Raw genomic sequence first — 12,881 nt, forward strand, 5'->3', positions numbered from 1 at the left:
GAGAGCGGATGCGCTGCCCTTTCTGCGGATCGGACGAGACCCAGGTCAAGGACTCGCGGCCGGCGGAGGACAACACGTCCATCCGTCGGCGCCGCATCTGTCCGGATTGCGGCGGCCGCTTCACCACCTTCGAGCGGGTGCAACTGCGTGAATTGATGGTGGTCAAGAAGACAGGCCGCAAGGTTCCGTTCGACCGTGACAAGCTGGTGCGGTCCTTCGAGATTGCGCTGCGCAAGCGGCCGGTCGACCGCGACCGGATCGAAAGGGCGGTCTCCGGTATCGTGCGGCGGCTCGAAAGTTCCGGCGAGACGGAAATCTCGTCGGAGGCGATCGGCCTACAAGTCCTCGAAGCGCTGAAGAGCCTCGACGACGTCGGCTTCGTCCGCTACGCCTCGGTCTATCGCGACTTCTCGCATGCCGAGGATTTCGAGCACGTCATAGCCGAAATCAACGCCAAGATCTCCCGCGACCACGGGATGGAGTGAACCGTGGACGCCGCTTCCGACGACCAGCGGTTCATGGAAGCGGCGCTGCGTCTTGCGCTGACGCATCTCGGACGCACCTCCACCAATCCCTCGGTCGGCTGCCTGATCGTCAAGGACGGTGAAGTCGTCGGCCGCGGCGTGACCGCGGAGGGCGGACGTCCCCACGCGGAACCGCAGGCGCTCGCCGAGGCCGGCGAGAAGGCGAGCGGCGCGACCGCCTACGTCACCCTCGAACCGTGTTCGCACTACGGTCGGACCCCGCCCTGCGCCAACGCGATCGTCGCCGCCGGCATCGCCCGCGTGGTGATTTCCGTGCTCGATCCGGACCCTCGGGTCTCCGGACGCGGCGTGACGATCCTTGAGGATGCCGGCATCGAGGTCGTTACCGGTGTTCTTGAGGAGGAGGGGCGCAGGGCGCTTGCCGCCTATCTAACGCGCCAGATCAAGAAACGTCCGCAAGTGATTCTGAAGCTTGCCATATCGTCCGACGGCATGATCGGGCGAGCAGGTGAGGGGCAGATCGCCATCACCGGACCCAAGTCACGCGAACAGGTGCATCTCCTGCGGGCAGAGACCGACGCCATCCTCGTCGGGATCGGCACGGCGCTCGCCGACGATCCGGAGCTGACTGTCCGCTTGCCAGGCCTTGAGCGCTTTTCGCCGGTTCGCGTCGTCCTCGACCGCAACCTTGACCTGCCGCTCACCTCGAAGCTCGTGCGATCGGCGCAACAGGTGCCGGTGATCGCCGTGGCCGGCGAGGGCGGGTCCGAGTCCCTGCAAGGCCGGCGTGCCGCGCTGGAGGCCGAAGGTGTCGAGGTGGTGGAGGCGAACGATCTCGAAAGCCTGCTCTTCGGGCTGGTCTCACGGGGCATTTCTTCCGTTCTCGTTGAGGGCGGAGCGAAGACCGCGAGTGCTTTCCTCGACGTGGGGCTGGTCGATCGCATCCTGTTGTTCCACGGACCGAACCCGATCGGTCCGGACGGTATTGCCGCACCGGTCGACACCGACCATATACCGGAAGGTTTCAAGCACGTGCGTTCGGCAGTCTTCGGCGCCGACCGCTTCGACGATTACGAGAGAGGGATCTGATGTTCACCGGCATCGTCACCGACATTGGCACCGTCGAGTCCGTCACGCCGCTGAAGGAGGGCGTCCGGCTCCGGATCGCCACCAGCTACGACCCGGCGACCATCGACATGGGAGCGTCGATCGCCCATGCCGGCACCTGCCTCACCGTCACCGCCCTGCCGGAGCAGGGCAGCAATGCCCGCTGGTACGAGGTCGAGGCCTGGGAAGAGGCTTTGCGGCTCACCACAATCGGCAGCTGGAGGAAGGGGACGCGCGTCAATCTCGAGCGGGCGCTGAAGATCGGCGACGAGCTCGGCGGTCATATCGTTTCGGGTCATGTCGACGGCACCGCCGAGATCCTTTCCGTGGCGCCGGAAGGTGATGCCGTGCGCATTCGGCTGCGGGTGCCGGAGCATCTCGCCCGCTTCGTTGCGCCGAAAGGCTCGGTGGCGCTCGACGGAACCTCGCTCACCGTCAATGCCGTGGACGGCACCGACTTCGACATCCTGCTGATCCGACACACGCTGGAGGTCACCACCTGGGGCGAACGCAAGGCCGGCGACAAGGTGAACTTCGAGGTCGATACCATGGCGCGCTATGCGGCGCGGCTTGCTGAATTCCCCGACCGGACAGCCGGCTCCGCTTCTGCCGGCTGACGCCGGCGTTTCTGCGGGATAGGCCGAAACGCGCGGACGCCCCGCGGGATGATCCGCGAGGCGCCTTCGAGCCCGCCACAAGGACCGGTCAGCGGAGATAGAAGATGAAGCTGCCGTCGGCGGCCCGTTCGGCGCCGACGATGTTGCCGATCTCGACGTTTTCGGCGGTCAGTTGCCGACTGAGGCTGCGGTTCGACTCGATCGCGGTCTGGAGGTCGCGGGCCGACGTGGAGGCGGGGCTCACGTCCTTGTATTCCGCGAGGACCGGGCTGCGATGGCCGAGCGACGACAGTTCGACCACGTTGAACGCGGGGTTTGCCGTCGAGCGGAGGGCTTCGTCGACGGCGCGCGGTGTCGCAGCATGGCTGTAACCGGCGACGGAAGGCGCGGCTAAGAGGGTGACGGAGGCAATCTTGGTGAAGCGGTTCATGGCTTTTCTCCTTTGATGAAGTCAGCGGAACGGGAGGATTTCCGTGGCGCTCACGAAGAGAGATATGAGCCACTTCCCCATCAACTTCCAATCACTAAGCTGTTGAATTTGATTAAACAATCGTAATGCATGATGCCATCAAATCGCCTCCTTGCGGGACTCCGCCGCCCGCCGTGCCGGCATCGTTGTCCGCCATTTGCGCGAGGTCGATCTAAAAACACTTGCCAATAGCGGGCCGGCATGGTTTGACCGCGATCTGTTCGGGCCGCGCCCGATTTTCCCCGTTTCCAGGATCATACTCATGCCACAGACGCAATCGGCTCCCCATCTTCTGATCGTAGAAGCCCGTTTCTACGACGATATGTCGGATGCGCTGCTCGACGGAGCGAAGGCCGCGCTTGAAGAGGCGGGCGCGACCTATGACGTCGTAACCGTTCCCGGCGCGCTGGAGATTCCCGCGGCGATTGCCATGGCACTCGACGGCGCCGATGCCGGTGGCACGGAATACGACGGCTTCGTCGCGCTCGGCATGGTGATCCGCGGCGAGACCTATCACTTCGATATCGTCTCCAACGAGTCCTCCCGGGCGCTGATGGACCTGGCGGTCTCGGAATCTCTGCCGATCGGCAACGGCATTCTGACGGTGGAGAACGAAGCGCAAGCCTGGGCGCGTGCCCGCCGCTCCGAACTGGACAAGGGCGGCTTCGCCGCTCGCGCCGCGCTGACGATGATCGCGCTCAAGCGGAAACTGGGTGGCTGACCAATGGGCAAGGACGAGAAGCAGCATCCGACGATCAAGGTCGCGAACCAGCGGGGTGCTGCGCGCCTCGCGGCCGTGCAGGCGCTCTACCAGATGGACATCGCCGGCTCCGGCGTGCTCGAAGTTGTCGCCGAATACGAAGCTCACCGGCTGGGACAGGAGATCGACGGCGAGACCTATGTGAAGGCCGATCCTTGGTGGTTCCGCTCGATCGTCTCGGGCGTCGTCCGCGACCAGGTCAAGATCGACCCGCTGATCAGTAACGCACTCCAGGACGACTGGCCGCTGTCACGCATCGACAGCACCGTCCGCGCCATCCTTCGTGCAGGCACCTTCGAGCTTCTGGAACGCAAAGACGTTCCCGTTGCGGTGATTGCCACCGAATATGTGGAAATCGCCCGCGCCTTCTTCGAAGGCGAGGAGCCGAAGCTCGTCAATGCCGTCCTCGACCGCATCGCCAAACAGGTTCGCGGGCCCGCCGGAAAGTGAAGAACAGGCGATAGGAGCCTTGAATGAGCGCTGTCGAAGTAGGCGGGCTTGAGGCGCAGCTGAGTTCAGCCAAGCGCAACGTCTTTATCCTGACGGCTGCCCAGGCGATCCTCGGCTCAGCCGCACCCCTGAGTTTCTCCGTCGGTGGCTTGGCTGGCTTCCAGCTTCTTGGCGCCGACAAGTCGCTCGCCACTGCTCCTCTCACCGGTTTCAACATCGGCGTCGCCATCGGCGCCATCGTGGTGGCTCTGGCCTCGCGGTTCCTCGGGCGCAGAACGAGTTTCATGTTCGGGGCGCTCATGGGTGCCGTCGGCGGCACCGTTGCGACGCTGGCGCTGTTTCGCTCCGACTTCTGGCTGTTCGCTTTCGGTTTGCTGCTGATCGGCCTTTCGGGCGGCTTCACCCAGAAGATCCGCTTTGCCGCGGCCGATGCCTCGCCGACCTTCTACAAGGGCAAGGCAATTTCCTGGATTCTCGCCGGCGGGATCATTTCGGCGATCGTCGGTCCGCAGCTTGCGATCTGGATGAAGGACTATTTCGCGCCGGTCACCTTCGCCGGCGCCTTCACGGCCATGGTGCCCCTGATGCTCGCCGCGATCGCGGTTCTCTCCTTCCTGAACCTGCCGGCCATGCACGGCCGCACCGGCACTGACGGCACGCCCGCACGCCCGCTCCGCGAGATCGTGATGACGCAGCGCTTCATCACCGGCATGATCTGCGGTGTCAGTTCCTATGCGCTGATGACCTTCATGATGACGGGCGCACCGCTCGCCATGGTGGTCGGCTGCGGCTTTTCCTCCGATCTCGCCACCCTCGGCATCCAGTGGCACGTAATCGCGATGTTTGCGCCGAGCTTCTTCACCGGTGTGCTGATCTCGCGTTTCGGCACGGAGAAAGTGGTCATCGCCGGGCTTCTGATCCTGATGGCCTGCGCCGTCGTTGCTCATATGGGCGTCGAGCTCTGGAACTTCTGGGGTGCACTGGTGCTGCTCGGCATCGGCTGGAACTTCGGCTTCATCGGCGCGACCGCGATCGTCGCATCGAGCTACCGCCCGCAGGAGGCCGACAAGGTCCAGGGTTTCCACGACATCATCCTGTTCGGCCTGGTGGCGCTCTCTTCGTTTTCGTCGGGCAAGGTCTTCACCGCCTACGGCTGGTCCTTCATGAACCTCGTCATCTGGCCGGTCACCATCGTCTGCCTGGTGCTGGTGCTGCTGCAGATGCGGGCCGCGCGCGCAAGCGCCTGAAAAAACCGCGACATTTCGCCTGCTTTCATTGCGATGGCCGCAAAATGCGGCTCTTGACGCCATTCGATCCTCCACGCAATCTCGCGTCCGGGCCGATCAGCTTCTGAGGAGGGGCTTGAGTCCGGCGAAGGGACCGCGCGGCGCGACAGTGCGTCCGGGCGAATTTGGAGGTATTGCGAATGACAGTACTTGTAGGCGTTATTCTATGCGGATTGCTTTCGATCGCCTATGCGATCTGGGCGACGCGATCGGTGCTTGCCGCCGACCAGGGCAATACGCGTATGCAGGAAATCGCGGGCTTCATCCGGGAGGGGGCGCAGGCCTATCTCGCGCGGCAGTACATGACGATCGCCGCGGTGGGAGTGGTGGTGTTCGTCGGCACATGGCTGCTGCTCTCGGCAACCGCTGCCGTCGGCTTCCTCATCGGGGCGGTCCTGTCGGGCGCGGCGGGCTTCATCGGCATGCATGTGTCGGTGCGCGCCAACGTCCGTACCGCACAGGCTGCATCGGGTAGCCTCTCCGCAGGCCTCGACATCGCCTTCAAGTCGGGTGCGATCACCGGCATGCTTGTCGCCGGTCTCGCGCTTCTCGGCGTCTCCATCTACTTCTACGTCCTGACCGCGGTACTCGGCCATGAACCGGGCTCCCGCGAAGTTATCGACTCGCTGGTCGCTCTCGGCTTCGGCGCCTCGCTCATCTCCATCTTCGCCCGTCTCGGCGGCGGTATCTTCACCAAGGGTGCGGATGTCGGCGGCGACCTCGTCGGCAAGGTGGAAGCCGGTATTCCGGAGGATGACCCGCGCAATCCGGCGACGATCGCAGACAACGTCGGCGACAATGTCGGCGACTGCGCCGGCATGGCTGCCGACCTCTTCGAGACCTATGCCGTCTCCGTCGTCGCAACCATGGTGCTCGCAGCGATCTTCTTCGCCGGCACGCCGGCGCTCGAAACGGCGATGATCTATCCGCTCGCGATCTGCGGCGCCTGCATCATCACCTCGATCATCGGCACCTTCTTCGTGAAGCTCGGTGTGAACGGCTCGATCATGGGTGCGCTCTACAAGGGACTGATCGTCACCGGGCTCCTCTCGCTCCTCGGGCTCGGCGCAGCCACGTCGCTCACCATTGGCTGGGGTACCATCGGCACGGTCGCCGGCGCCGATGTCACCGGATGGAACCTCTTCATCTGCGGCATTCTCGGTCTCGTCGTCACGGCCCTCATCGTGGTGATCACCGAATACTATACCGGCACGAACAAGCGTCCGGTGAACTCGATCGCCCAGGCCTCGGTCACTGGCCACGGCACCAACGTCATCCAGGGCCTTGCAGTCTCCCTGGAGTCCACCGCCCTTCCGGCGATCGTCATCGTCGGCGGCATCGTCGCGACCTACCAGCTCGCCGGCTTGTTCGGCACCGCGATCGCGGTGACGACCATGCTCGGCCTCGCCGGCATGATCGTCGCGCTCGACGCCTTCGGCCCGGTCACCGACAATGCCGGCGGCATTGCCGAAATGGCGGGCCTGCCGTCCGAAGTGCGCAAGTCCACCGATGCGCTCGACGCCGTCGGCAACACGACCAAGGCGGTGACCAAGGGCTATGCGATCGGATCGGCCGGCCTCGGTGCGCTGGTGCTCTTTGCGGCCTATTCGAACGACCTGCAGTTCTTTGCGACCAACAGTGACCGTTATCCGTATTTCGCGGGCATCGGCGACATCTCGTTCAGCCTGTCGAACCCCTATGTCGTCGCCGGTCTGATCTTCGGCGGCCTCATTCCGTATCTCTTCGGCGGCATCGCCATGACCGCCGTCGGCCGCGCCGCCGGCTCGATCGTCGAGGAGGTTCGCCGGCAGTTCCGCGAGAATGCCGGCATCATGCAGGGCACGGTGAAGCCGGATTACGGCCGCGCCGTCGACATGCTGACCAAGGCGGCGATCCGGGAAATGATTGTGCCGTCGCTGCTGCCGGTTCTGGCCCCGCTCGTCGTCTATTTCGGCGTGCTGCTGATCTCCGGCTCCAAGGCCTCTGCCTTCGCGGCGCTCGGCGCCTCGCTGCTCGGCGTGATCGTCAACGGCCTCTTCGTGGCGATCTCCATGACCTCCGGCGGCGGTGCATGGGACAATGCCAAGAAGAGTTTCGAGGATGGCTTCATCGACAAGGACGGGGTCAAGCACCTGAAGGGTTCGGACGCCCACAAGGCTTCCGTCACCGGCGATACCGTCGGCGATCCCTACAAGGATACCGCAGGCCCCGCCGTGAACCCGGCGATCAAGATCACCAACATCGTGGCTCTCCTTCTGCTGGCGATGCTCGCCGCCTGATAAGGGTGACGGGGTAACAGGCAAAAAAGAAGCCCGCGGAAAGCGATTTCCGCGGGCTTTCTTTTGTCGCCGTTCCGGACATTCGGCCGGCACCCTTTCGGGCGTCGGCACGAACCGGATCAGAGATTGTTGAACAGGTTCTTGACGGAGTTCGCCGCGCCGCCGCCGCCCGAAAGGATCTGCTGCAGGAAGGTGAGGTCCTTGCCGCCGGTCGGTGTGGTACGGGAGATCGTGTCGAAGACCTTGCCGTCCTTCAGCGTGTAGTTGGCGCGCCGGCTGACGACGCCGTCCTTGTCGAAGTAGATCGCGAGCACCTGCTGGTCGACCAGCCTCGGCTTCATGAAGGCCGCCGAGCGGGTGCGCTTCTGCGAGATGTAGTAGAAGACCTCAGCATCGAAGGTCGCGGTGGTCGAAGGTGTGCCGAGCGAGAGGAGAACCTGTTCGCGGCTCGAACCTTCGGGAACCAGGTCGAGAGCGGCCTGGTCGACGATGTAGCCGTTATGGAAGACTTCGGAGGTCTTGCAGCCGGAGAGACCGCCCGCTGCGAGGGCGATGGCGAGGGCGGCGCCGAGAAATCGCCTGTCCGATCTGATGTATCGCATTTCCAACCACACGTCTCCCAATGACTTTTCCGTTGTCGCGCCGGGGCGCCCGCGAACCTGTTGCGCTATCATTGTGGCCTTTCCGGGGAAGACCGGCGGCACAACGAAGCTCCTCGCTTCGGCTCGTCGGGCGCATGGGATGCATGGCAGACGGCGCAAAACGGCATTGCAATTCGCGTCTGCTTCGGTAAACCAGCTTTCGCAATCATGCAACACGACCATGGGCCGGCGCGGATGTTCCCGCGGCCCTTTTTGGCAAAATCGATGCTATTCGGATTTTTCCGGCAGAAAAAGCACAACCGGCAGATCATGGAACGGCAATATGCGGCGCTCACGGCGGCGGCGCGTACCCCGTATTTCTACAGTGACCTCTCGGTTCCCGACACGGTCATGGGCCGTTTCGAGATGCTGTCGATCGTGCTGATTCTGTTCTTCAGGCGCACGGCGAAATCGGCGCGCAGCGGCCAGGAACTCGCCCAGGAGATCATCGACGCCTTCTTTCAGGACGTCGATCATTCCATCCGCGAACTCGGTGTCGGCGACCCAGGCGTGCCGAAACGAATGAAGAAGCTCGCCGGCCGCTTCTACGGGCGCGCCGAATCCTACGGTGCCGCGCTCGACAAAGGTGACGGCGAACTGTTGGCGCAGGCGCTCACGCGCAATATATATCCCGAAAGGGGCGAGGACGCCCCCGACATGCACGGACTGGCCCGCTGGATGATCGAGGAGGAAGCGCATCTGCGCGATATCCCCGAAGAGAGCGTCGAGACCGGATCCGTCACATTGGCCGTTCCCGGAGGGCCGCGACCGCAATGAGTTCACATCACAAGCATGCCGGCGACACGGCCTTCTCCTATCTGGTGAAGGTCGGCCACGTCTCGGCGAATCCCGTCCAGGTTCATGTCGAGGCCGACGAGCGCGAGCGCCGTGCCCTGGCCGCTCTCTGGAACGTGGAGGCGGTCGATAGCCTCGGCGCCGACCTGCAGATCGCCCGCTGGAAGAAGGACGGTATCCGCATCAAGGGCCGGGTGAAGGCCGAACTGGTGCAGGCCTGCGTCGTCACGCTCGAGCCGGTGGTTTCGCAGATCGATCAGGAGATCGACCAGATCTTCGTGCCGGAGGGCTCTCGCCTGGCGCGGATACTCACGAACGAAGCCGGCGAGATGATTCTCGATCCGGACGGCCCCGACGTGCCGGAAACCTTCGCCGGCGATACGATCGATGCAGGTGCGCTGGTCGCCGAATTCGCCGCGCTCGCGATCGATCCTTACCCACGCAAGGCAGGCGTCGCCTTCGACGGCCATGTCGAGGACAGCGGGGAGAGCGACCGCAAGCCGTCGCCCTTTGCCGTCCTGAAGGACTGGAAGAAGGATTAATTCGCGGTTCGCAAACGGAAACGGGCGCCACAAATCGGTTGTGCGGGACCGCAAAAACGGTATTTTGGCCGAAATTTCGCCGGGCAGCGAAAGGAAGGATCAGACGAGAGTGATCAGAATTTCCCTTGATTTGATGGGAGGCGACTTCGGCCCTGAGGTTGTCATTCCCGGCGCTGCCAAGGCGCTGGAACGTCATCCGGGCGTCAGCTTTGTCATGTTTGGCCAGCAGGAGAAGTGCGCGCCGATCCTCGCGCAGTATCCGCAACTGAGAGAAAAGTCGGTCTTCCATCACTGCGAGATTGCCGTCGGCATGGACGAGAAGCCGAGCCAGGCGCTTCGCCGCGGCCGCTACAAGTCCTCCATGTGGAAGGCGATCGAGGCCGTGAAGGCAAAGGAGGCCGATGTTGCGGTCTCCGCCGGCAATACCGGCGCGCTGATGGCGATGTCGCTCTTCTGTCTTCGTACCATGGCCAATATCGAACGTCCGGCCCTCGCCGGCATCTGGCCGACGCTGAAGGGTGAGAGCATCGTGCTCGACGTCGGCGCCACCATCGGGGCCGACGCCCAGCAGCTTCTCGACTTCGCCGTCATGGGCGGGGCGATGGCCCGCGCGCTCTTCGAGATCGAGCGCCCGATGGTCGGCCTGCTGAATGTCGGCGTCGAGGAGGTCAAGGGCCAGGAAGAGGTCAAGGAGGCCGGCCGGCTGATCCGTGAGGCCGGGCTCGACACGATCAACTATTACGGCTTCGTCGAGGGCGACGACCTCGGCCGCGGGACGGTCGACGTCGTGGTAACGGAAGGCTTCACCGGCAACGTCGCTCTGAAGACCGCCGAGGGCACGGCGCGGCAGCTCGCCGAGTACCTGCGCGCGGCGATGTCACGCACCCTGCTTGCCCGGCTCGGCTATCTCCTCGCCAAGGAGGCGTTCGATCGCCTGCGCGACAAGATGGACCCGCGCAAGGTGAACGGCGCGGTCTTCCTCGGCCTCAACGGGATCGTGATCAAGAGCCATGGCGGAACCGATGCCGAGGGCTTTGCGGCCGCGATCGACGTCGGCTATGACATGGCCCGCAATGGCCTCACACAAAAGATTGAAAACGATTTGAAAGAGTATCATGCACGGCACTCCTCCAGTGCAGGGCCTGAAGCAGCATGATCGGTGGAGTTTGAAAGCATGATCCGTTCTGTCGTTCGCGGTTTCGGGGCAGCGCTCCCGAAGCGGGTGATGACCAATCGCGAGTTGGAAGACATCGTCGAAACCTCTGACGAGTGGATCGTGCAGCGCACGGGCATTCGCCAGCGTTATGTCGCGGGTGAGGGGGAGACGACTGCCTCCCTCGGCGCCGATGCGGCGCGCGCCGCACTCGAAAATGCCGGCATGTCTGCCGACAGTATCGACCTCATCATCTGTGCGACCTCCACGCCGGACAATACGTTCCCGGCGACCGCGGTCGACATCCAGAACCGTCTCGGCATCCATCACGGCTTTGCCTTCGACATGCAGGCCGTCTGCAGCGGCTTCGTCTATGCGATGGCGACCGCCGATCTCTACATCCGCGGCGGCATGGCCAAGCGCGTGCTCGTCATCGGTGCGGAAACCTTCTCGCGCATTCTCGACTGGAAGGACCGCACCACCTGCGTGCTCTTCGGCGACGGCGCGGGCGCGCTGGTGCTCGAAGCGCAAGAGGGTTCCGGCACCAATGCCGACCGGGGCGTGCTGACCGCGCAGCTGCGCTCCGACGGCGTCCACAAGGAAAAGCTCTATGTCGACGGTGGGCCGTCGACGACCGGCACGGTCGGGCATCTGCGCATGGAAGGCCGCGAAGTCTTCAAGCATGCAGTAGGCATGATCACCGACGTCATCGAAGCGGCCTTCGAGGCGGGCGGAGCAACCGCCGACGATATCGACTGGATGGTCCCGCACCAGGCCAACCGCCGCATCATCGACGCTTCGGCCAAGAAGCTCGGCATCCCGGCCGAAAAGGTCGTCGTCACCGTCGACCTGCACGGCAACACCTCGGCCGCCTCCATTCCGCTCGCTCTGGCCACCGCCGCCGGCGACGGACGCATCAAGAAGGGCGATCTCGTCCTGCTCGAGGCGATGGGCGGCGGCTTCACCTGGGGCGCCGTGCTCGTCCGCTGGTAACAGCGGCGACCAAAAATCGGATGTCGAACAAGAGCTTGACCGTCAAGCTCTTCGGCAATACTGTCATCGCGATTTGAGAAGATGACTGTTTCAGGCGGGCGGATCACATGGCTGGGAAGACAGTTACCCGAGCGGATTTGGCAGAGTCGGTTTTCCGTAAGGTGGGCCTGTCCCGCACGGAATCGGCCGAACTGGTCGAGACGATCATCGACGAAGTTTGCAATGCCATCGTTCGCGGCGAAACCGTGAAGCTGTCGTCCTTCGCCACCTTCCAGGTGCGCAGCAAGAACGAGCGTATCGGCCGCAATCCGAAGACCGGCGAGGAAGTGCCGATCTCGCCGCGCCGTGTGATGACCTTCAAGGCGTCGAACGTGCTGAAACAGCGTATCCTGCGGGCGCATCTTTCCCGCAAGGCCAAGCAGAAGCCGCAGAACCCGGCCTCCTGAGGGCGATTGCGGTGGAGCGCTAGGCCTCAACGCTCTGCAGATACTTGAAATCTTCTGGATAAATCGTTGAAATGCTCCGAATCATGGCTCGGAGCAGTGCTCCGTACGAGCCGCGTAAAGGACGGGAGCTGAGCCTTGGACAAGAGTCCGGATGCGTTTCGCACCATCAGCGAGGTCGCCGACGACCTCGATCTGCCGCAGCACGTCCTGCGTTTTTGGGAAACGCGCTTTCCGCAGATCAAGCCGATGAAGCGGGGAGGCGGGCGACGCTATTACCGGCCCGACGACATCGAGCTCCTCAAGGGTATCCGCCATCTGCTCTATGATCAGGGCTACACCATCAAGGGCGTGCAGAAGCTCCTGAAGACCAACGGCAACAAGTTCGTCATGGCGGTTGCGAGCGGCGACGTCGCGGCGATGGAGGCCTTGGTGGCCGCAAGCAGCGGCAAGCAGGAAGAACCGCGCCTTGCCGGGCCGGAGGAGGACCAGATCGTCGGTCGGCCGAAGCCGCGCAGCACCGGGCGGTTCTTCGGCTTCGGCGGCAGCGGGGATGACGTGCCGGAGGTGACCAGCGGCAAGGGTTCGGTTGGCAAGGAAGACCGTGCCCTGCTGCAGGAGGCGCTCTTCGACCTCCTCGAATGCAAGCGTCTGCTCGACCAGGTGCGTTGAGCCAATCTTGGCGGCAAATCTTTTTTCGCGTACTTTTTCCCTTGCACAGCCGTAACCTAGCCATTAAGGAGAACGTGCTTTGCAAGAAGCTGGTCGGGGCGTAGCGCAGCCCGGTAGCGCACTTGACTGGGGGTCAAGGGGTCGCTGGTTCAAGTCCAGTCGCCCCGACCATTTAAATTCTTGATATCC

General features: G+C 63.7%; 15 protein-coding genes and 1 tRNA gene. 14 read left to right on the top strand and 2 right to left on the bottom strand.

Annotated elements, in window-relative coordinates:
* Nucleotides 1–8: 8 nt before the first annotated feature.
* Genes nrdR through ACM6UT_RS04375 form a run of 3 tightly spaced genes read left to right on the top strand, consistent with a single transcriptional unit; the run spans nt 9 to nt 2,209 of the window.
* A complete protein-coding gene (gene nrdR, locus ACM6UT_RS04365) occupies nt 9–485 on the top strand; it encodes a transcriptional regulator NrdR (protein WP_416796145.1) in 477 nt (158 codons plus the stop codon).
* Between the two features lie 3 nt (nt 486–488).
* Nucleotides 489–1,574 carry a bifunctional diaminohydroxyphosphoribosylaminopyrimidine deaminase/5-amino-6-(5-phosphoribosylamino)uracil reductase RibD gene (gene ribD / locus ACM6UT_RS04370; RefSeq protein ID WP_416796146.1) on the top strand — a complete coding sequence of 362 codons (1,086 nt, stop codon included), beginning with the start codon at nt 489–491 and terminating at the stop codon, nt 1,572–1,574.
* On the top strand, nt 1,574–2,209 hold the full coding sequence (locus ACM6UT_RS04375; protein WP_416796147.1) for a riboflavin synthase: 636 nt from the start codon (nt 1,574–1,576) through the stop codon (nt 2,207–2,209). Before ribD ends, ACM6UT_RS04375 begins: the two co-directional genes overlap by 1 nt.
* Before the next feature lie 88 nt (nt 2,210–2,297).
* On the opposite strand, the gene ACM6UT_RS04380 is transcribed toward ACM6UT_RS04375, so the two are convergent.
* The gene (locus tag ACM6UT_RS04380) at nt 2,298–2,639 is read right to left on the bottom strand and encodes a hypothetical protein (protein ID WP_416796148.1); all 342 of its coding nucleotides are present in this window, start codon (nt 2,637–2,639) and stop codon (nt 2,298–2,300) included.
* Nucleotides 2,640–2,940: 301 nt separating this feature from the next.
* On the opposite strand from ACM6UT_RS04380, the gene ACM6UT_RS04385 reads away from it, so the two are divergent.
* From ACM6UT_RS04385 to ACM6UT_RS04400, 4 genes are all read left to right on the top strand, one after another.
* On the top strand, nt 2,941–3,399 hold the full coding sequence (locus ACM6UT_RS04385; protein WP_416796149.1) for a 6,7-dimethyl-8-ribityllumazine synthase: 459 nt from the start codon (nt 2,941–2,943) through the stop codon (nt 3,397–3,399).
* A 3-nt stretch (nt 3,400–3,402) separates the two neighbouring features.
* The gene (nusB, locus tag ACM6UT_RS04390) at nt 3,403–3,888 is read left to right on the top strand and encodes a transcription antitermination factor NusB (RefSeq protein ID WP_416796150.1); all 486 of its coding nucleotides are present in this window, start codon (nt 3,403–3,405) and stop codon (nt 3,886–3,888) included.
* Between the two features lie 23 nt (nt 3,889–3,911).
* Nucleotides 3,912–5,135, top strand: coding sequence for an MFS transporter (locus ACM6UT_RS04395; protein WP_416796151.1), 1,224 nt, complete (start codon nt 3,912–3,914; stop codon nt 5,133–5,135).
* A 179-nt stretch (nt 5,136–5,314) separates the two neighbouring features.
* Nucleotides 5,315–7,453: a sodium-translocating pyrophosphatase gene (locus tag ACM6UT_RS04400; protein ID WP_416796152.1), complete on the top strand. Its 2,139-nt coding sequence runs from the start codon at nt 5,315–5,317 to the stop codon at nt 7,451–7,453.
* 119 nt (nt 7,454–7,572) lie between these two features.
* Here ACM6UT_RS04400 and ACM6UT_RS04405 read toward each other — a convergent pair whose 3' ends face one another.
* Nucleotides 7,573–8,067, bottom strand: coding sequence for an outer membrane protein assembly factor BamE (locus tag ACM6UT_RS04405; RefSeq protein ID WP_416796287.1), 495 nt, complete (start codon nt 8,065–8,067; stop codon nt 7,573–7,575).
* Between the two features lie 252 nt (nt 8,068–8,319).
* Here ACM6UT_RS04405 and ACM6UT_RS04410 point away from each other — a divergent pair, with 252 nt between their 5' ends.
* The 7 genes from ACM6UT_RS04410 to ACM6UT_RS04440 all read left to right on the top strand — a co-directional run bounded on the left by ACM6UT_RS04410 (nt 8,320) and on the right by ACM6UT_RS04440 (nt 12,863).
* Nucleotides 8,320–8,871: a ubiquinol-cytochrome C chaperone family protein gene (locus ACM6UT_RS04410; RefSeq protein ID WP_416796153.1), complete on the top strand. Its 552-nt coding sequence runs from the start codon at nt 8,320–8,322 to the stop codon at nt 8,869–8,871.
* Nucleotides 8,868–9,431, top strand: a complete 564-nt coding sequence (locus tag ACM6UT_RS04415) for a YceD family protein (RefSeq protein WP_416796154.1) — start codon at nt 8,868–8,870, stop codon at nt 9,429–9,431. The genes ACM6UT_RS04410 and ACM6UT_RS04415 overlap by 4 nt, the downstream gene beginning before the upstream one ends.
* A 109-nt stretch (nt 9,432–9,540) precedes the next feature.
* Nucleotides 9,541–10,587 carry a phosphate acyltransferase PlsX gene (gene plsX / locus ACM6UT_RS04420; RefSeq protein WP_416796155.1) on the top strand — a complete coding sequence of 349 codons (1,047 nt, stop codon included), beginning with the start codon at nt 9,541–9,543 and terminating at the stop codon, nt 10,585–10,587.
* Between the two features lie 18 nt (nt 10,588–10,605).
* Complete coding sequence (locus ACM6UT_RS04425) at nt 10,606–11,577, top strand: beta-ketoacyl-ACP synthase III (protein WP_416796156.1); 972 nt, start codon at nt 10,606–10,608, stop codon at nt 11,575–11,577.
* Between the two features lie 107 nt (nt 11,578–11,684).
* Nucleotides 11,685–12,023 (top strand): integration host factor subunit alpha, encoded by a 339-nt coding sequence (locus ACM6UT_RS04430; RefSeq protein WP_129331273.1) that lies wholly within the window; start codon nt 11,685–11,687, stop codon nt 12,021–12,023.
* A 135-nt stretch (nt 12,024–12,158) separates the two neighbouring features.
* Nucleotides 12,159–12,692 (top strand): MerR family transcriptional regulator, encoded by a 534-nt coding sequence (locus ACM6UT_RS04435; RefSeq protein ID WP_416796157.1) that lies wholly within the window; start codon nt 12,159–12,161, stop codon nt 12,690–12,692.
* Nucleotides 12,693–12,786: 94 nt separating this feature from the next.
* Nucleotides 12,787–12,863 (top strand) — tRNA-Pro (locus tag ACM6UT_RS04440).
* Nucleotides 12,864–12,881 lie beyond the last annotated feature (18 nt).

This window comes from Ciceribacter azotifigens (genome assembly GCF_048159625.1).
Lineage (GTDB): Bacteria > Pseudomonadota > Alphaproteobacteria > Rhizobiales > Rhizobiaceae > Allorhizobium > Allorhizobium azotifigens.

What these genes read in the sequence shown, in the direction of transcription:
- nrdR (WP_416796145.1), top strand. Translation starts at nt 9, where the DNA reads ATGCGCTGCCCTTTCTGCGGATCGGACGAGACCCAGGTCAAGGACTCG.
- ACM6UT_RS04375 (WP_416796147.1), top strand. Translation starts at nt 1,574, where the DNA reads ATGTTCACCGGCATCGTCACCGACATTGGCACCGTCGAGTCCGTCACG.
- ACM6UT_RS04380 (WP_416796148.1), bottom strand. Translation starts at nt 2,639, where the DNA reads ATGAACCGCTTCACCAAGATTGCCTCCGTCACCCTCTTAGCCGCGCCT.
- ACM6UT_RS04385 (WP_416796149.1), top strand. Translation starts at nt 2,941, where the DNA reads ATGCCACAGACGCAATCGGCTCCCCATCTTCTGATCGTAGAAGCCCGT.
- nusB (WP_416796150.1), top strand. Translation starts at nt 3,403, where the DNA reads ATGGGCAAGGACGAGAAGCAGCATCCGACGATCAAGGTCGCGAACCAG.
- ACM6UT_RS04395 (WP_416796151.1), top strand. Translation starts at nt 3,912, where the DNA reads ATGAGCGCTGTCGAAGTAGGCGGGCTTGAGGCGCAGCTGAGTTCAGCC.
- ACM6UT_RS04400 (WP_416796152.1), top strand. Translation starts at nt 5,315, where the DNA reads ATGACAGTACTTGTAGGCGTTATTCTATGCGGATTGCTTTCGATCGCC.
- ACM6UT_RS04410 (WP_416796153.1), top strand. Translation starts at nt 8,320, where the DNA reads ATGCTATTCGGATTTTTCCGGCAGAAAAAGCACAACCGGCAGATCATG.
- ACM6UT_RS04415 (WP_416796154.1), top strand. Translation starts at nt 8,868, where the DNA reads ATGAGTTCACATCACAAGCATGCCGGCGACACGGCCTTCTCCTATCTG.
- ACM6UT_RS04425 (WP_416796156.1), top strand. Translation starts at nt 10,606, where the DNA reads ATGATCCGTTCTGTCGTTCGCGGTTTCGGGGCAGCGCTCCCGAAGCGG.
- ACM6UT_RS04430 (WP_129331273.1), top strand. Translation starts at nt 11,685, where the DNA reads ATGGCTGGGAAGACAGTTACCCGAGCGGATTTGGCAGAGTCGGTTTTC.